This is a genomic window from Streptomyces sp. NPDC045956 (genome assembly GCF_056430705.1).
Map to the genome: position 1 here is coordinate 137,959 of NZ_JBWKKZ010000012.1, position 17,603 is coordinate 155,561.

Genomic DNA, 17,603 nt, shown 5'->3' on the forward strand with positions numbered 1-17,603 from the left:
GAGCGGTCCGATATCTGGCATCCCCTCTTTGTGGGTTGCCTCCGGCACGTATCGTGAATGCTCGCGGACCGTACGCAGCCGGAACGGCCCGCCGGGCGAACGGAATTGACCGACGGGCTGCCGGGGGTGGCGACGTGGACGACTATGCGGGACGGGTGCTCGCCGACCGCTACCGGCTGCCCCTGCCGCCCTCCGACGAGTACGAACTGACCGAGACCCGGGCCTTCGACACCTACAGCGGCCAGGAAGTCCTGGTTCGTCAGGTGCCGTTGCCCGAGGTCGTCGAGGCGGAGGTGCTCGACGCCGACGGCCTGCCCGACGGCTTCACGGCCCGTGACGGCGCCCGGCGCCCCGGTCGGCGCGCGCACTCCGCGCAGGGCGGCACCCGGCGCCCCGCCGACCCGGTGGTGCGCCGTGCCGTCGAGGCCGCGCAGGCCGCCGCCGCCGTCCCGGACCACCCGCGCCTGGACCAGGTCTTCGACGTGTTCGCCGAGGGCGGTTCGCTCTGGATCGTCAGCGAACTGGTGGCCGCGCGCCCGCTGGCCGCCCTCCTCGCCGAGGAGCCGCTGACGCCGTACCGGGCGGCCGAGGTGGCCTCCGACATCCTCCTCGCGCTGCGGGTGCTGCACACCTACGGCTGGGTGCACCGCAACATCACCGCGCGCACCGTGCTCGTCTGCGACGACGGACGCGTGATGCTGACCGGCCTCGCGGTCGGGGCGGCGGAGGAGGCGCTGTGCGGGTACGACCCGGTGCCGGCTCCCGAGGGCGAGGGCGAGGACGACGGGGGCTCGCCGGTCGCCCCCGACGGCACCTTCGGCCGGGGCGGCGGCCCGACGGCCGGCGCCCTCGGGTCCGGCGGCGGTGCCGGCGCGGGGGGAGCGGGGTCCGGCCTTCCCGGCCCCGTCGGCGCCGGCCCTCGGCACACCGGCCCCGCGGGGGTGCGGTCCGGGACGCTCGGTCCCGGCGGCGACGACCCCGAGGCCGCCCGGCGTGCCGCCATCGAGGCCAGGAGCGCCGGTGGGCTGCCGGGTCCCGGAGCGGCGCCCGGCGGCGCCGCCGGGCTCACCCCCGCCGCGCTCGAAGCCGGCGGTGACGCCCGCGCCGCGCGCGCCGGGGCCATCGCCGCGTACCGCGCGGGGGCCAGGGCCGCGGCCCGCGTCCAGGAGGCGCAGACCGGCCGTGCCGCCCTGCCCGGCGCCCGCCCCGCGCCCGACGACGACCCCGGCCGGCCCGCGCAGGACCGCCACGGCAGCCCGCCCGACACCGTCCCGCCCGGGCAGATCGCCGACCCCTACGGCGTCCGCACGACCTCGTGGCACGGCGCCACGCCCCGCACCGCGGACGACCACCCCTCCGGTCCGGCACCTTCCGGTCCGGCATCTTCCGGCCAGGTGGTGCCCGGTCCGGTTCCCGCTCCGGCGGCCGGGCGTGCCCTGTCCGCCGGTCCGCCGCAGGAGACCGGCGCCGCACCCGCCGGCCACTGGGACGAGCTGGTCGCCCGGACGTCCGCCGCACGCGGCCCGGCCACCGCGCTCGCCGCCGAGCGGGCCCGGCAGACCCGGATGGCCGTGGTCGGCCCGGTGACCGAGCGCTGGGCGCCGGAACAGGCCGGGCCGGTGCACGAGAACTGGCAACTGGCCGCCCCCATCGGCCCCGCCACCGACCTGTGGGCGCTGGGGGCCCTGCTCTTCCGCGCCGTACAGGGGCACGCGCCCTACCCGGAGGACTCGACCGCCGAGCTGGTGCAGATCGTGTGCGCGGAGCCGCCGGCCTTCGCCGAGGAGTGCGGACCACTGCGGCCGGTCGTGGAGTCGCTGCTGCGTCAGGACCCCACCGAGCGCATCGACTTCGAGGAACTGAGCGGCTGGCTGCGCTCGCTGGTGCGCTCGGCCCCCGAGCCGGAGGCCGGACTGCACGTCGTCCCGGCCCCGCCCGCCGAGACCAGCAGGCTGCCCATCGTGCGCCGCCGGGGCGAGCTGGTGCGCAGGCGGCGGGCCGGGCTGCCCGCACACCACGGGCGGCACAAGCGGGACCGGCGGGAGACGGACCGTTCCCCGCGCAGCCTCGGCCGGACCCTGCTCCTGCTGATACTGCTCGCCCTGGCCGGAGCGATCGCCTACGCCATGTTCCTCATGCCGAAGGACGACCCGAACGGCACCGGCGGCGCCGACCGGACGGGAGCCGCGGGCGAGGCGAGCCAGGCGCCGCCCGAGCGGTCCCCCGACGCCGGCGGCGAGCCCCGGCCGGAGCGGACGTCCCCGGAGGACCGGCCCAGCCCCTCCGGGACGGGCGCCGGTTCCGCCGAGACGCAGACCACGGACCCCGACGTCGCCGACGGGTTCGCCCTGCGCAAGGACCCGGAGGGGTTCCGCGTCGCCGTCGCCGAGGGCTGGACCCGCACCCCGCGCAACGGGAGCGGCCAGGTCGTCTACGGCCAGGGCGGCCTCGAGCTGATCGTCGTGCCGGGCCGGGACCGCACCAGCGAGTTCGGCGACGACCCGATGACGTACCAGCGCGACAGCGAACCCGAGTTGGCGTCCTACCGCGCCTCCAGCTGGGCGACCTCCAGTGGGCTGAAGACCATCGAGGTGGGCGGACGGACCATGGCGGAGGGGCAGTTCACCTGGACCGGCGCGAACGGCGAGCTGTACGTGCGCAACGTCGCGATCCTCGTCGACGGCCGGTACCACGTGGTGCAGGTCCGCGGGCCGGTGGCGGAGCGGGACGAGGTGAGCCGGGTGTTCGAACAGGCGTCGGCGAGCTACCAGTACACCGGCTGACCGCGGTCCGGCCCGATGGTTGCCCTCCGGGGCGGAAAGCGACAACCGTCACAGAGCGGTTTCCGTACCACCCCAACCGTTCCCCGAACAGGGCCCGGTCCCTAGTCTGACCCTGACAAGAGCATTGCGGGGCAACGTGAATCAGATGCAGGGCCGGCTCGTGGCGGGCCGTTACCGGCTCGGCGACACCATCGGCAGCGGCGGCATGGGCCGGGTGTGGCGCGCCCACGACGAGGTGCTGCACCGGGCCGTCGCCATCAAGGAGTTGACCGCCGCGCTCTACGTCTCGGAGAGCGACCAGGCGATCCTCCTGGCGCGTACCCGGGGCGAGGCGCGTGCGGCGGCGCGGATCAACCACTCGGCCGTCGTCACCGTGCACGACGTACTCGAACACGACGGCCGGCCGTGGATCGTGATGGAGCTGGTCGAGGGCCGCTCCCTGGCCGACGCCGTCAAGGAGGAGGAGCGGGTCGACCCGCGCGAGGCGGCCCGCGTCGGCCTGTGGGTGCTCCGGGCACTGCGCGCCGCGCACACCGCCGGCGTGCTGCACCGCGACGTCAAGCCCGGCAACGTGCTGCTCGCCGACGACGGACGGGTGCTGCTCACCGACTTCGGCATCGCCCAGATCGAGGGCGACAGCACGATCACCCGGACCGGCGAGGTCGTCGGTTCGGTCGACTACCTCGCGCCCGAGCGCGTCCGGGGCCACGACCCCGGCCCGGCCTCCGACCTGTGGGCGCTCGGCGCGACGCTGTACACGGCGGTGGAGGGCAGGTCGCCGTTCCGCCGGACCTCGCCGCTCACCACCATGCAGGCGGTCGTCGAGGAGGAGGCCTCCGAGCCGCGGTACGCCGGTCCGCTCGCGCCCGTCATCAGCGCGCTGCTCCGCAAGAACCCGGACGCGCGGCCCGACATGACCGAGGCGGAGCACATGCTCGCCCAGGCGGCGGAGGGACGGCGGCCGGACGCGGCCCAGGCGTACGTGCCGACCCAGTACACGGGCCCGGCACGGCAGGGCGACACGCTGCACCAGGGGACGCCGGGGCCCCAGGGGGCGCCGGGTGCTCCGGCGGCGACGGGGACGGCCGGCGCGACGCCGTACCCGCCGGTGACCGGCCCGACGGCCTTCGGCCACCCGGCCGTCGGTCCCACGGCCTTCGGCCACCCGGTGCCGGGACACGCGCCGGGCGTCCCGCCCGCGGGGAGCGTCCCCACGGGCCCCACGGCAACGGGGTACGCGCCGCCCGGACCGTCCGGCACGACCGGGGCCCGCGGTCCCGGACGCGGTCGGCTGCGCATGGTCGTGGGGATCCTCGCCGTCGCCGCGCTCATCGGCGCGGGCACCGCCGTCGTCCTGCAACAGCGCGACGGGGGCGGCTCGCAGGCCGGGCCCCGGCCCACCCCCTCGACGTCCCCCTCGCCCTCCGGCTCCGCCACCGGGAAGGACCCCGGCGGGTCCGTACCGGCCGACTGGGTGCGGCGCGACGACCCGTTGGGTTTCAGCCTCTACCTGCCCGAGGACTGGAAGCGCGAGGCCTTCGACGACGAGGGCGAACTCCGGCAGGTCGACTACACCCCCGACGGCGGCGAGCACTTCATCCGCGTCTCCGTCGACACCGCCCCCGACTACAACGACCCCTACGCGCACCAGCTCGACCTGGAGGCGCAGCTCCAGCGGCTGGTCGACTACCGGCGCGTCACCCTGGAGCGCACCACCTACCGGGACCGCGACAGCGCCCGGTGGGAGTACACCTGGACCGCGCTGGCGAAGGACACCCCCTTCCCCGGGCCGCGCAGCGGCGTCGTCCACACGTACCTGTCCCGGAGCGGGGCCGAGTACGCCCTCAACATGTCGGGGCCCACGGACGACTGGCCGGTCACCCGGCGGCAGTTCACGGCGGTGCTCCAGAGCTGGCAGGAGCGGACCGGCTGAGACCCGCGGCGGACACCGTCCGCGGCCGCCGCGACGCCGCCCGGGCACCCGTCGGTTGTCGGCCACCCGTGGGCCGGTGACACGGAGCCGCCGCGTCCGGTCGGGCATGATGGGACGCATGGTGACCGAGGGGGCGGGCGGGCGTGTCATCGCGGGCCGTTACCGGCTCCACGAACGGCTCGGCCGCGGCGGCATGGGCATCGTGTGGCGGGCCACCGACCAACTCCTCGCCCGTGAGGTCGCCGTGAAGGTGCTCCCGCTCGACGAGACCCTCTCCGCGGCGGAGGCCAGGCGGCGCCGGGAGCGGACCCTGCGCGAGGCCCGAGCGGTGGCGCAGCTGAGGCATCCGCACGTCATCGTGGTGCACGACGTCGTCGAGGACGACGAACGCGCGTACATGGTCATGGAGCTGGTCGACGGCGGCTCGCTCGCCGACCGCGTCCTCGGGCACGGTCCGGTCGACGCCACCGAGGCCGCCCGGATCGGCGTCGCCCTGCTGGACGCCCTGGGCACCGCGCACGCCGCCGGCATCCTGCACCGGGACGTGAAGCCGTCCAACGTGCTGCTCGCCGAGGACGGCCGGGTGGTCCTCACCGACTTCGGGGTCGCCCAGGTCGCGGGCGCCACCACGCTCACCGACAGCGGCTCCTTCGTCGGGTCCCCCGAGTACACCGCGCCGGAGCGGATGTCCGGTGCCGGGACCGGCCCGGAGTCCGACCTGTGGTCGCTGGGCGTGCTGCTCTGCGCGGTGCTCAGCGGCGCCTCGCCCTTCCACCGGGACTCGCTGGGCGGCGTCCTGCACGCGGTGGTCACCGACGAGATCCGGCCGCCCGCCCAGGCCGGGCCGATCCTGCCGGTCGTCCGGGGGCTGCTGGAGCGTGACCCCGAGCGGCGGCTGGACGCGGCCGAGGCGGAGCGGATGCTGCGCGCCTTCCTGGCCACCGGACGCACGCCCTCGCCGCCCCGGCCCGGCGGGCCCCGGCAGGTGACGCGGGGCGTGCTCATGGCGGTGCTGCTGGTCGTCGTGGCGGCGGGCGCGGGCGTCGCGGCGGCCGCGCTGCTGGCGGACGCCGACGGCGGCGGGGGCGGTACGCCCACGAGTTCGGCGCCCGTGACGCCGACCACGGGCCCGACGTGGACCGCCACGGCCTCCTCCGCGTCGCCGCCCGGCGCCGGGGCGCCCGCCGCACCGCACCTAAACGGGAGATAAGCGGCACGACGCGTCACGGGTCTGTGACCGAGGCGCACGGGTGGTGGATGCGGACCCGCCGGGCGAGATAAGGATGGAGCCATGAGCAGCAACGGGGGACCGCGCAAGGGCTCGGACGAGCCGACGAGTTTTGGGCTGCAACCGCCGAACCCGCCCGCCGCGGTGCCGCATCCCGGCAATCCGTACGCGGCGCCCACCCAGGTCGTACCGCCGCGGCCCCCGTCCGGGCCCGCGCCGACGGACGTGCGCGAGCCGGGCGTGGACGTGCGCGAGTTGGGCGTGGACGTGCACGAGTTGGGCGTGGACGTGCACGAGCCGGGCGTGGACGCACGCGAGCCGGGTGCCGGGCGGCTCATCGCGGGGCGCTACCGGCTGATGGCCAAGCTCGGACACGGCGGCATGGGCACCGTGTGGCGGGCGAAGGACGAGACGGTGGACCGTGAAGTCGCCGTCAAGGAACCCCGCGTACCCGATCATCTTCCCGAACGCGAACGGGACAACGCCTTCGAGCGGATGCGTCGCGAGGCGCGCGCCGCGGCCCGGCTCGACCACCCCGCCGTGGTCAACGTGCACGACGTGGCGGTGGTGGACGACCAGCCGTGGATCGTGATGGAGCTGGTGCGGGGCCGTTCGCTGGGTGACGCGCTGCAGGAGGGAACGCTGGGCGCGCGCGAGGCGGCCCGGATCGGCCTGGAGGTGCTCGGCGCGCTGGAGGCCGCGCACGCGGCAGGCGTCCTGCACCGGGACGTGAAGCCGGACAACGTGCTGCTCGGCCGGCACGACCGGGTCGTCCTCACCGACTTCGGCATCGCCCGGATCGAGGGCGACACCAACCTGACGGACACCGGCGGCTTCGTCGGCTCCCCCGAGTACATCGCCCCGGAGCGGGTGCTCGGCCAGCGCCCCGGCCCGGCGAGCGACCTGTGGTCGCTGGGCGTGGTGCTGTACGCGGCGACGGAGGGCGTCTCGCCGTTCCGCCGCAGCAACACCCCCGCCACGCTCCAGTCGGTGCTCAACGCCGCGCCGGCGCCACCGGCCTCCGCGCGGGGACCGCTGGCCGAGGTGATCACCGGCCTGCTGGACAAGGACCCCGCGCGCCGCCCCGACGCCGCCCGGGTCCGCGCCCTGCTGGACGCCGCCGCGAACCCGCCCGCCCCGGCTCCCACCCAGGTCGTGCGGGTCGACGGGCCGGGCGCGGCGCCCGTGTCCCGGTGGGGCGTCCGGCTGGGCCGCAACGCGTGGATCACCCTGGGTGCCGCGGTCGCCCTGGCCGCGGCGGCGTCGTACCTCGTGGTCGCGGACCCCTTCGCCGGGCCGCTGCCCGAGGGCTGGAAGAAGCAGGAACTCGGCGCGAAGCTCGGCATGGGCGTGGCGGTGCCCACCGCGTTCGTGAAGCAGAAGCACGCCGACGACTGGGACGGCACCAACGAGTCGTTCGCCGACCCCAGCGGCGCGGTCGTCGTCCACGTGGACCGCGACATCAAGGCCGACGACACGGAGGACCGGATCCCCGACTCCGCGATCGCCAACGCCTGGGCGGACTGGGACGTGCTCAAGGACGGCGAGTACTCCTGGAACTTCGCCGACACCCCCGCCCCGCGGGGCGAACCGGTCGCCACCGAGTACGAGGGCGGCAAGGCCGCCGAGAACACCATCGCCTACACGACCGCGGACACGCAGAACCCCCGCGAGCGCGAGTTCCGCATCGTCTACTACCGGGCGGGCAACGGCGACATGTACAAGGTCTCGATCGACTACCCCCGCAAGGGCTACTTCGCCGACGAGGGACGGGACATCGCCCGGACCGTCGTCGCCAACTGGGAGGTCGACAAGCTCTGATGGAAGCCCAGGGCCGTCTGGTCGGCGAACGGTACCGGTTGCGGCGGCGCGTCGGTGCCGGCGCCTCGGGGACCGTCTGGCAGGCGTTCGACGAACGCGCGGCACGGGAGGTCGCCGTCAAACGGCCGAGGCTCCCCGGCGACCCGGAGGACGAGGCCTACCGCCGGGCCGCGCACCGCCTCTATCGCGAGGCACGGGCCGCCGCCCGCGTCGACCACCCGGCGGCCGTGCGCATCCACGACGTCGTCGTGGAGGAGGCCGGGCTGGACGGACTGCCCTGGATCGTCATGGAGTGGGTCCCCGGCGAGTCCCTGCACGAGGTGCTGCGGCGCGGTCCGGTCGAGGCCCCGGAGGCGGCCCGCATCGGCCTCGCGGTCCTCGGCTCCCTGCGGGCGGCGCACGCCGTCGGCATCGTGCACCGCGCGGTCAGGCCCGCGAAGGTCCTGCTCGGCCCGCACGGCCGGGTCGTGCTCACCGACTTCGGCACGGCCCGCGCACCGGACGAGGGCCCCCACCGGGGCGCCGGTCCGGAGGCGGACCTCCGCTCGCTGGGCGACCTGCTGCGCACCGCCGTCGGCGACCGGGTGCCCGCCGCACCGCTCGGCCCGCTGATCGATGCGCTGCGGGCAGGGGACGGGGACGGGGCGGGGCGACCGGACGCGCAGGAGGTCGAGCGGCACCTGCGGGAGGTGGCCGGCACCCGTCGGCCCGCGCCGGACCGACGGGACGCGATCAGGTCCGGTCCTTCCGCGTAGCCGCCCCCAACTCCCTGATCAGCACGTTTGTTGCCAGCGATCACTGGCGGTGTGTGAGCACTCGGTGAATCCCCATTACCGACGGGTACACAAAGCTCGCGCGGCGGCATACCCTGCGGCTCATGACGGATGCGCAGGCCCCGGAAATCACCGGCACGAACCCCCTGGCCCCCGCCCCCGCGGGCGCCCGTACCGCTGCCGACGTGGTGACACCCGAGCTGGTCGCCCAGCTCACCAAGGGCGTGGCCGGCTCCGGCCGCACCGCCAACCACTCGCCGTTCACCGGCGAGAAGCTGGCCGACCTGCCCGAGTCGACCCCCGAGGACGTGGCCCACGCCTTCGAGCTGGCCCGCGCCGCCCAGGCCGTCTGGGCCCGCACCCCGGTACGGCAGCGCGCCGCCGTCCTGCTGCGCTTCCACGACCTGGTGCTGGAGCGCCAGGCCGAGGTGCTCGACCTGATCCAGCTGGAGACCGGCAAGGCCCGCCTGCACGCCCACGAGGAGGTCCAGGCCGTCGCGGTCGCCGCCCGGCACTACGGCCGCAAGGCCCCCGCGTACCTGCGGCCCAAGCGGCACACCGGCGCGGTGCCGGCGCTGACGAAGGTCACGGAGCTGCGCCACCCGCGCGGGGTCGTCGGCCAGATCGTGCCCTGGAACTACCCTCTCGAACTCTCCGTAGGCGACGCCCTGCCGGCGCTCGTCGCGGGCAACGCCGTCGTGATGAAGCCCGACACCGAGTCCTGCCTCACCGCCCTGTGGGCCCGCGACCTCCTGATCGAGGCCGGGCTGCCCGCCGACGTCCTCCAGGCCGTCATCGGCGTCGGTCCCGTCATCGGACCCGAGGTCGTCAAGCACGGCGACTACGTCTCCTTCACCGGCTCCACCCGCACCGGCCGCGAGGTCGCCACCGTCGCCGCGGACCGCCTGGTCGGCGTCTCGCTGGAGCTGGGCGGCAAGAACGCCATGCTGGTCCTGGCCGACGCCGATATAGAGAAGGCGGCCGCGGGCGCGGTCCGCGCGTGCTTCTCCTCCGCCGGCCAGCTCTGCGTCTCCATCGAGCGGCTCTACGTCCACGAGTCGGTCGCCGACGCCTTCCTCGACCGCTTCGCCGCCCGCGCCCGCGCGATGCGGCTGGGCAGCGCCCTGGCGTACGGCGCGGACATGGGCTCGCTGGTCAGCGGGCACCAGCTGGAGACCGTCAAGCGGCACGTGGAGGACGCCGTCGCCAAGGGTGCCCGCATCGTCGCGGGCGGGGTCGCCCGCCCCGACATCGGCCCGTACTTCTACGAGCCGACCGTCCTCGACGGGGTCACGGAGACCATGACCCTGTGCTCCGAGGAGACCTTCGGCCCGGTCGTCTCCGTGTACCGCTTCTCGGACGTGGACGAGGTCGTCGAGCGTGCCAACGCCACGCCGTACGGGCTGAACTCCTCGGTCTGGACGACGAACGCCCGCCTCGGCCGCGAGGTCGCCGCCCGGCTGCGCACCGGCACCGTCAACATCAACGAGGGCTACGCCTCGGCGTACGGCAGCGTCCAGTCGCCGATGGGCGGCATGAAGGAGTCCGGCCTCGGCCGCCGGCACGGCTCCGAGGGCATCCTCAAGTACACCGAGTCGCAGACCGTCGCCCACCAGCGGCTGCTGCCGATGGCGCCCTCGCTGGGCATGGACGACGAGAAGTACGCGGCGTTCATGAGCCGCAGCCTGCGCCTGATGAAGGCGTTCCGCTTCCGCTAGACCACCGGCCCACCGAGCCGCCCCCAGTCCACCCCGTTCTCGACGAGGAGAGCACGTGCCGCAGGAGAAGACCGTCCGGACCCGGGACGACGACGGGTACGACTACGACGTGGTCGTCGTGGGCTCGGGGTTCGGTGGCTCCGTGTCCGCCCTCCGGCTCACCGAGAAGGGCTACCGCGTCGGCGTCCTGGAAGCCGGCCGCCGCTTCACCCGCGACTCGCTGCCGAAGAACTCCTGGGACCTGAAGAACTACCTCTGGGCCCCCCGGCTCGGCATGTTCGGCATCCAGCGCATCCACCTGCTCGGGAATGTCATGGTCCTGGCAGGCGCGGGAGTGGGTGGCGGCTCCCTGAACTACGCCAACACCCTCTACGTGCCGCCGAAGCCCTTCTTCGAGGACCCCCAGTGGCGCGGCATCACCGACTGGCACGAGGAGCTGACGCCGTACTACGACCAGGCCCGGCGCATGCTCGGGGTCCGGCTGAACCCGACGATGACCCCGTCCGACGTCCACCTGAAGGCGGCGGCCGAGCGGATGGGCGTGGGCGACACCTTCCACATGGCGCCGGTCGGCGTCTTCTTCGGCGACGGCGAGGACGCCGACGGCACGGCGAAGGTGAAGCCCGGCGAGCGGACACCGGACCCCTACTTCGGCGGCGCCGGCCCCGAGCGGCAGGCCTGCACCGAGTGCGGCTCGTGCATGACCGGCTGCCGCCTCGGCGCGAAGAACACCCTCAACGAGAACTACCTGTACCTCGCCGAGCGGGCCGGAGCGGTGGTGCACCCGATGACGACCGTCCTCTCGGTCACCGAGGACTCGCGCGGCGGGTTCGCCCTCGCCACCCTGCCCACCGACCGCCGCAAGAAGGGGGCGGGCCGCACCTTCACGGCCCGCCGGGTGGTCGTGGCCGCCGGCACCTACGGCACCCAGACGCTGCTGCACCGCATGAAGGCAGGCGGTCAGCTCCCGCACCTGTCCGACCGGCTCGGCGACCTCACCCGCACCAACTCCGAGGCCCTGGTCGGCGCCCAGACCGACGACCGCCGCTACCGCAGGGCCACCGGCGAGCCCCGGGCCGACTTCACCCGCGGCGTCGCCATCACGTCCTCGATCCACCCGGACGCCAACACCCACATCGAGCCGGTCCGCTACGGCCGGGGCTCCAACTCGATGGGCAGCCTGTCCATCCTCCAGGTCCCCTACGCCGGGCAGACCGCGTCCGGCGCCGCCCGTGTCCTGGGCTTCCTGGGCCACGCGGCCAAGCACCCGGTGCTGGTGCTGCGTTCGCTCTCCAACCGCAAGTGGTCGGAGCGGACCATCATCGGCCTGGTCATGCAGTCCCTGGACAACTCGCTGACCACGCACCTGAAACCGAGCGGCGTCGGCAAGGGCCTGCTCACCGCCCACCAGGGGCACGGCTCGCCCAACCCCAAGCAGATCAAGGCGGCCACGGAGGGCGCCTCCGCGCTCGCCGCCGAGATCAACGGCTTCGCGGGCTCCAACGTCGGCGAGCTGATGGGCACCCCGCTCACCGCCCACTTCCTCGGCGGCTGCCCGATCGGCGCCTCCCGCGAGACCGGCGTCATCGACCCGTACCACCGGCTCTACGGCCACCCCGGCATCTCGGTCGTGGACGGCGCCGCGGTCTCCGCGAACCTGGGCGTCAACCCGTCGCTGACCATCACGGCGCAGGCCGAGCGGGCGATGTCCTACTGGCCGAACAAGGGCGAGAGCGACCCGAGGCCGGCTCAGGGCACGGCGTACGAGCGCCTGGCCCCCGTCGAGCCCAAGGCCCCGGCGGTCCCGGCGGAGGCCTTCGGCGCGCTGCGGCTGCCGTTCCTGGGGATGCCGGCGGTGCCGCCGAAGGAGTCGAAGGAGCCGAAGGAGTAGCGCGGGCCAGGACGGCGAAAGGACCTGCGCCCCCCTCCGAGCGCAGGTCCTTCCCGTCCGATGTGCCGTACCGGCGGCTACGCCTCGGTACCGGCCTTGCGGCGGCGCACCGCGAAGACCGCGCCACCGCCGACGACGAGGGCGAGCCCGCCGACCAGCCCGATCATCGGCAGCGCCGAGCCGGCGCCGGTCTCGGCGAGCGCGCCGGTGACCTCGGGCGTCCCGGCGGCCGGCTTCTCGGCGGCCACCGGCGCCTTGCCGCCCTCCTGCGGCTCGGTGCCCCCGGTGTCCGTGCCGGCGGCCACGATCCGGAACTCGTAGGCGACGTCACCGAAGCCGGTGCACTCGCCGTCCGCGTCCCCGTAGATCGTCGCGCCCAGCGTGAAGCCGGCGCCGACCGGGGCGTCGGCGCGCACGTTGATCCGCATCGGGATGTCGACCTCGTAGCCGGGCGCCAGCTCGTCGGTGTACCCGATGTAGCCGACCGCGTACCCGAACTCGTCGAGCTCCTCCCAGCCCTCGTCCTCCGGGTTCCACGCCTGGAGGCTGACCTTCCTGCTCTCGAACAGCTCCAGGCCGTCCAGGTCGGCGGAGGCACCGGCCAGGTAGTCGAGGTCCCGCAGGGTGGAGTCGGAGTTGTTCGCCACGGTCAGCGAGAACTCGTGCCAGCCGCTGCCCACCGCGATGCTGCCGGGCAGACCGCTCATGGCGACATCGACCTTGCTGTCCTCGCACACGGACGGCTCGGGGTCGGGGGTCTCCGTCTCCTCGGGCGCCGAGGTGCTCGGGGACGGCGAGGCGGGCGGCGACGAGGTGCCGGGCGCCGTGGTCTCCGGCGCCGTGGTCTCGGGCGCCGTCGTGCTCGGGGAGGTGCTCGGGGAACCGCTCGTCGTGTCGCCCGGCGCGGGAGCGGTCTCGCTCTGCGACGTGCCGGGGGACGGAGCGCCGGTCGTGGGCGTGCTCTCGGTACTGCTCGCGGGCGGGGACGACGGCGTGTCGCCGGTCGCGTGGGCGGCCGGTGCCGCGAGCAGCGCCACCGGGGCTATCACCGCGGTGACGGCCGCGGCTGCCATGGCGCGACGGAGCTTCATGAAGACCTCGAGGTGTCCGGCGTGCCGCAGGTGCGGCACGGGAGGGTCGGGAGGCCTCCGCGTGTGGGGCGCGGGTGTGGCCCGTGGTTCGTCTGTGCGGCCTGTTTGATCTGTGAAAGCTGTGAATGGTTGTCCGGCACTCACAGAACTCTTATGTAACGTGCGTCACCCATGATCGGGGGCGGCCGACCTGGGGCAGCCGACCGGGGGGCGGCCGACAGGCGGGCGAACGACCGGCGGGCGGCATGGCGAAGGGCCCCGCGGGCTGGTGCCACGGGGCCCTTCCTCAGCCAGCACCGGCGTCAGGGCAGCGCCGGTGCCTGGGGAGCGGCGCCGGGGGGTTGCGCCGCTTGCCTCGGAGGCAGTGCGATCGAGTGGGTCGCGCGGGGGACTCGGGCGCGGACCTGTTCCGTCGGCCGGCTCCGGGCGTCCCCGGAGCCGACCGTTCTCTGGGTGACCGGGCTGCTGTCCCCTGCCGTCCGGTCACTTCCCTGGAGCGAGGTCCCACGACGTGCGGCACGATCCGTACGTCTCATCGCTCCAGCGAGCCACGCGTGGTTCTTTCGGGCCCGCCCCTGGATGACACGGACACCGGTACCAACGAAGCCGTCGGCGCCCCGGTCACGCGCCGTACGGGTGAGCCGGTCTCCGAACGCCGATGCGACGCTCGGACGCGTGCGGGTCTCAGACGCGCCCGCGGCACAGCTCCAGCATCGTCATCGCCAGCGCCGTACCCGGCTTGCCCAGCGCCTCCCGGTAGTGGTCGAGGACCTCCATCTCGCGGGAGAGGTTCACCCGCCGGCCGCCGGAGGTGATCCGCGCCTCCTGAATGACGGCGGACACGGCCATCCGCTCCTGGATCAGCCCGATGATCCGGTCGTCCAGGGCGTCGATGCGCTCCCGGGCACCGGTGATCACACCGGCGGCCTCGCTGGTGCGGGCGCCGGTCCTCTCGGCCGCGGTCAGGGCTGTCGCGGTGGCGTCCGCTGCGGTGACGGTCATGTCGGGGTCTCCTCGCCGAAGGGGGCGGTGCCCCCGGCCGACCGGCCCCGGACGCCAGACGCCCCGGGCCTTGTCGGCCCGGGGCGCCTGGGAAGTCGCTTGTCAGTTGCTCAAGCAGCACGACCATGGCAGCCGGTGGGCCGGTTGCCATAGGTAAACAGGAAGGTCTGGTGCGTGAGCATGCGCCCAGTATGCCCCGGCGACGGACGGTGTCCAAGCCGGTTCGGATGGTGAGACGCGGCGGGCGCGGTCGAGCCCCGGGACCGCGGGCGGGACGGGCCACCTGCCCGCCTCGGTAGAATCGGCAGTACAAGACCCCCGCCCGACCGCCGGAAGGCACCCCGTGTCATCAGCGACTCCCGCTGCCGCCGCCCCCGACACCGTCCTGGTCGTCGACTTCGGCGCGCAGTACGCCCAGCTCATCGCCCGTCGTGTCCGCGAGGCGCGGGTCTACAGCGAGATCGTGCCGAGCTCCATGCCGGTCGAGGAGATGCTCGCCAAGAACCCGGCGGCCATCGTCCTCTCCGGCGGCCCCTCGTCGGTGTACGAGCCGGGCGCCCCCACCATCGACCGCGCCCTGTTCGAGGCCGGTGTCCCCGTCTTCGGCATGTGCTACGGCTTCCAGCTGATGGCACAGACCCTCGGCGGCACCGTCGACAACTCCGGCGCCCGCGAGTACGGCCGCACCGACCTGTCGGTCTCCAAGCCGTCCTCCACCCTCTTCGAGGGCACCCCCGCCGAGCAGGCCGTGTGGATGTCGCACGGCGACGCCTGCTCCGCCGCCCCCGAGGGCTTCACCGTCACCGGCTCGACGAGCGTCGTCCCGGTCGCCGCCTTCGAGAACGACGAGAAGAAGCTCTACGGCGTCCAGTACCACCCCGAGGTGATGCACTCCACGCACGGGCAGCAGGTGCTGGAGCACTTCCTGTACCGGGGCGCGGGCCTGCGCCCGGACTGGACCACGGGCAACGTCATCGAGGAGCAGGTCGCCGCCATCCGCGAGCAGGTCGGCGACAAGCGCGCCATCTGCGGCCTGTCCGGCGGCGTGGACTCCGCGGTCGCCGCCGCCCTCGTCCAGAAGGCCATCGGCTCCCAGCTGACCTGTGTCTACGTCGACCACGGCCTGATGCGCCAGGGCGAGACCGAGCAGGTCGAGAAGGACTTCGTCGCCGCGACCGGCGTGCAGCTGAAGGTCGTGGACGCCCAGGAGCGGTTCCTCAAGGCGCTCGCCGGGGTCTCCGACCCCGAGGAGAAGCGGAAGATCATCGGTCGCGAGTTCATCCGCGTCTTCGAGCAGGCCCAGCTGGAGATCATGCGGGAGGACGGCCCCGAGGTCGCCTTCCTCGTGCAGGGCACCCTCTACCCGGACGTCGTCGAGTCCGGCGGAGGCACCGGCACCGCCAACATCAAGTCCCACCACAACGTGGGCGGGCTCCCGGACGACATCGAGTTCGAGCTGGTCGAGCCGCTGCGCAAGCTGTTCAAGGACGAGGTCCGGATGGTCGGCCAGGAACTGGGCCTGCCCGAGGAGATCGTCCAGCGCCAGCCGTTCCCGGGCCCGGGTCTGGGCATCCGCATCGTCGGCGAGGTCACCGAGGAGCGGCTCGACCTGCTCCGGGCGGCCGACGCCATCGCCCGCGAGGAGCTGACCGCGGCCGGCCTCGACCGCGAGATCTGGCAGTGCCCCGTGGTGCTCCTCGCCGACGTCCGCTCGGTCGGCGTCCAGGGCGACGGCCGCACCTACGGCCACCCGATCGTGCTGCGCCCGGTCTCCTCCGAGGACGCGATGACGGCCGACTGGTCCCGGCTGCCGTACGACGTGCTGTCCAAGATCTCCACCCGGATCACCAACGAGGTCAAGGACGTCAACCGGGTCGTCCTCGACGTGACGTCGAAGCCGCCGGGGACCATCGAGTGGGAGTGACCCCTCCTAGGCGCGCCTGAGGGTGCGCAGGGGTTTCCCGGGCTGCCAGACCTGGACGACCAGATACGCGTCGTCCTCCACGTAGGTCCGCACGACCTCCGTCAGCTCGGTACGGAAGAGGTGGAACGGCTCCGGCGGTTCCACCTCTTTCACGTACCCCGCCCGGACCGCGGGGTCCTCGACCTCGACCGCCCGTCCCGCGATCCGCACGTCCCCGCCTCCCATGCCGGTGCCGTCCCCCGGGTTCGCCTGCAACGCGAACCGCGGGTCGCGCCGCAGGTCGAGCGCCTTCAGCGAGCCCGGCATCATGCCGAGCCACAGGTCGCCGCTCAGGAAACGCACCTCCAGCCCGCTGGTGCGGGGCGAGCCGTCCTTGCGCAGGGTGGCGAGGACGTGGTGGGTGTGGGCGCCGAAACGGGCTTCCACGGTGGCCGCCAGCGCGGGTTCGGCGCCCGCGAAGGACGACCAGGCCGTCGTGTTCTGGGTCATAGGGTGAGTGTGGTCCCGAAAGGGGACACCTCGTGTCGGGTATGGCCCCCGTGTCTGTCGTCCCGGCCGCACCGCCGGTAACTTCCGGCCCTAAGGCACATCCAGTGCCGGTCCGGCGCCGAAGGACAGAGGACACATGGACGGGACGCCCGGGGCCACGCCGCCCCCGCCGCTGCCCACCGAGAAACTGCGGTTCGCGATGCCGCCGATGCACGACTCGGTCGAGGAGGAACGCCGGTACCGCAAGGAGCGTCTCGCGGGCGCGCTGCGGCTCTTCGGCCGGCACGGCTTCGAGGACGGGGTGTCGGGGCACATCACGGCCCGCGACCCCGAGTACAGCGACTGCTTCTGGGTCAACCCGTTCGGTATGCCGTTCGGGCACATCACGGTGGGCGACCTGGTGCTGGCCAACTCCGACGGGCAGGTCATCGAGGGCCGCCACCACGTGAACCAGGCCGCCTTCACCGTGCACTCCCGGGTCCACGCCGCCCGCCCGGACGTCGTCGCGGTCGCCCACTGCCACTCGGTGTACGGGCGGGCCCTGGCGGCCCTCGGCGAACTCCTCGACCCCCTCACCCAGGAGAGCTGCGCCTTCTACGAGGACCACGCCCTGTACGACACCTACTCCGGCGTGACCGTCGACGCCGAGGAGGGGCGGCGCATCGCGGAGGTGCTGGGTTCCGGCAAGGCGCTCGTGCTGCGCAACCACGGGCTGCTGACGGTCGGCGGCTCGGTGGACGCGGCGGCCTGGTGGTTCCTGTCCATGGAGCGGTCCTGCCAGGTGCAGCTGACGGCCCGGGCGGCGGGCCGGCCGGTGCTGATCGGCCACCGGCAGGCGGTGGCGACGCGGGAGCAGCTCGGCGGGGACCTGGTCGCGTGGATCAACTACCAGCCGCTTTGGCAGGAGATCAGCCGCAGCGAGCCGGACCTGCTGGACTGAGCGCCACCGG

Annotated in this window: 12 protein-coding genes; 9 read left to right on the forward strand and 3 right to left on the reverse strand. The window is 74.1% G+C overall.

Annotated elements, in window-relative coordinates:
* Nucleotides 1-134: 134 nt before the first annotated feature.
* From AC07FV_RS28410 to AC07FV_RS28440, 7 genes are all read left to right on the forward strand, one after another.
* Nucleotides 135-2,783 (forward strand): protein kinase, encoded by a 2,649-nt coding sequence (locus AC07FV_RS28410; RefSeq protein ID WP_479090186.1) that lies wholly within the window; start codon nt 135-137, stop codon nt 2,781-2,783.
* A 145-nt stretch (nt 2,784-2,928) separates the two neighbouring features.
* On the forward strand, nt 2,929-4,716 hold the full coding sequence (locus tag AC07FV_RS28415) for a serine/threonine-protein kinase (RefSeq protein WP_479090364.1): 1,788 nt from the start codon (nt 2,929-2,931) through the stop codon (nt 4,714-4,716).
* 109 nt (nt 4,717-4,825) lie between these two features.
* Nucleotides 4,826-5,926 carry a serine/threonine-protein kinase gene (locus tag AC07FV_RS28420; protein WP_479090187.1) on the forward strand — a complete coding sequence of 367 codons (1,101 nt, stop codon included), beginning with the start codon at nt 4,826-4,828 and terminating at the stop codon, nt 5,924-5,926.
* Nucleotides 5,927-6,007: 81 nt separating this feature from the next.
* Nucleotides 6,008-7,765: a serine/threonine-protein kinase gene (locus AC07FV_RS28425; RefSeq protein ID WP_479090189.1), complete on the forward strand. Its 1,758-nt coding sequence runs from the start codon at nt 6,008-6,010 to the stop codon at nt 7,763-7,765.
* Nucleotides 7,765-8,520, forward strand: a complete 756-nt coding sequence (locus AC07FV_RS28430; protein WP_479090191.1) for a serine/threonine-protein kinase — start codon at nt 7,765-7,767, stop codon at nt 8,518-8,520. The genes AC07FV_RS28425 and AC07FV_RS28430 overlap by 1 nt, the downstream gene beginning before the upstream one ends.
* 122 nt (nt 8,521-8,642) lie before the next feature.
* Nucleotides 8,643-10,256: a succinic semialdehyde dehydrogenase gene (locus tag AC07FV_RS28435; protein WP_479090193.1), complete on the forward strand. Its 1,614-nt coding sequence runs from the start codon at nt 8,643-8,645 to the stop codon at nt 10,254-10,256.
* 55 nt (nt 10,257-10,311) lie between these two features.
* A complete protein-coding gene (locus tag AC07FV_RS28440) occupies nt 10,312-12,147 on the forward strand; it encodes a GMC oxidoreductase (protein WP_479090194.1) in 1,836 nt (611 codons plus the stop codon).
* Between the two features lie 77 nt (nt 12,148-12,224).
* Here AC07FV_RS28440 and AC07FV_RS28445 read toward each other — a convergent pair whose 3' ends face one another.
* Nucleotides 12,225-13,238, reverse strand: a complete 1,014-nt coding sequence (locus AC07FV_RS28445; RefSeq protein ID WP_479090195.1) for an LPXTG cell wall anchor domain-containing protein — start codon at nt 13,236-13,238, stop codon at nt 12,225-12,227.
* A gap of 684 nt (nt 13,239-13,922) precedes the next feature.
* Nucleotides 13,923-14,240, reverse strand: a complete 318-nt coding sequence (locus AC07FV_RS28450; protein WP_479090197.1) for a chorismate mutase — start codon at nt 14,238-14,240, stop codon at nt 13,923-13,925.
* Nucleotides 14,241-14,583: 343 nt separating this feature from the next.
* Between AC07FV_RS28450 and guaA the strand changes: the two genes are divergently transcribed.
* Nucleotides 14,584-16,164 (forward strand): glutamine-hydrolyzing GMP synthase, encoded by a 1,581-nt coding sequence (guaA, locus tag AC07FV_RS28455; RefSeq protein WP_383641399.1) that lies wholly within the window; start codon nt 14,584-14,586, stop codon nt 16,162-16,164.
* Nucleotides 16,165-16,170: 6 nt separating this feature from the next.
* Here guaA and AC07FV_RS28460 read toward each other — a convergent pair whose 3' ends face one another.
* A complete protein-coding gene (locus tag AC07FV_RS28460; protein WP_479090198.1) occupies nt 16,171-16,653 on the reverse strand; it encodes a pyridoxamine 5'-phosphate oxidase family protein in 483 nt (160 codons plus the stop codon).
* A gap of 136 nt (nt 16,654-16,789) precedes the next feature.
* Between AC07FV_RS28460 and AC07FV_RS28465 the strand changes: the two genes are divergently transcribed.
* Nucleotides 16,790-17,593 (forward strand): class II aldolase/adducin family protein, encoded by an 804-nt coding sequence (locus tag AC07FV_RS28465; protein WP_479090199.1) that lies wholly within the window; start codon nt 16,790-16,792, stop codon nt 17,591-17,593.
* Nucleotides 17,594-17,603 lie beyond the last annotated feature (10 nt).

What these genes read in the sequence shown, in the direction of transcription:
- AC07FV_RS28430 (WP_479090191.1), top strand. Translation starts at nt 7,765, where the DNA reads ATGGAAGCCCAGGGCCGTCTGGTCGGCGAACGGTACCGGTTGCGGCGG.
- AC07FV_RS28420 (WP_479090187.1), top strand. Translation starts at nt 4,826, where the DNA reads ATGGGACGCATGGTGACCGAGGGGGCGGGCGGGCGTGTCATCGCGGGC.
- AC07FV_RS28460 (WP_479090198.1), bottom strand. Translation starts at nt 16,653, where the DNA reads ATGACCCAGAACACGACGGCCTGGTCGTCCTTCGCGGGCGCCGAACCC.
- AC07FV_RS28450 (WP_479090197.1), bottom strand. Translation starts at nt 14,240, where the DNA reads ATGACCGTCACCGCAGCGGACGCCACCGCGACAGCCCTGACCGCGGCC.
- AC07FV_RS28445 (WP_479090195.1), bottom strand. Translation starts at nt 13,238, where the DNA reads ATGAAGCTCCGTCGCGCCATGGCAGCCGCGGCCGTCACCGCGGTGATA.
- AC07FV_RS28425 (WP_479090189.1), top strand. Translation starts at nt 6,008, where the DNA reads ATGAGCAGCAACGGGGGACCGCGCAAGGGCTCGGACGAGCCGACGAGT.
- AC07FV_RS28465 (WP_479090199.1), top strand. Translation starts at nt 16,790, where the DNA reads ATGGACGGGACGCCCGGGGCCACGCCGCCCCCGCCGCTGCCCACCGAG.
- AC07FV_RS28435 (WP_479090193.1), top strand. Translation starts at nt 8,643, where the DNA reads ATGACGGATGCGCAGGCCCCGGAAATCACCGGCACGAACCCCCTGGCC.
- AC07FV_RS28415 (WP_479090364.1), top strand. Translation starts at nt 2,929, where the DNA reads ATGCAGGGCCGGCTCGTGGCGGGCCGTTACCGGCTCGGCGACACCATC.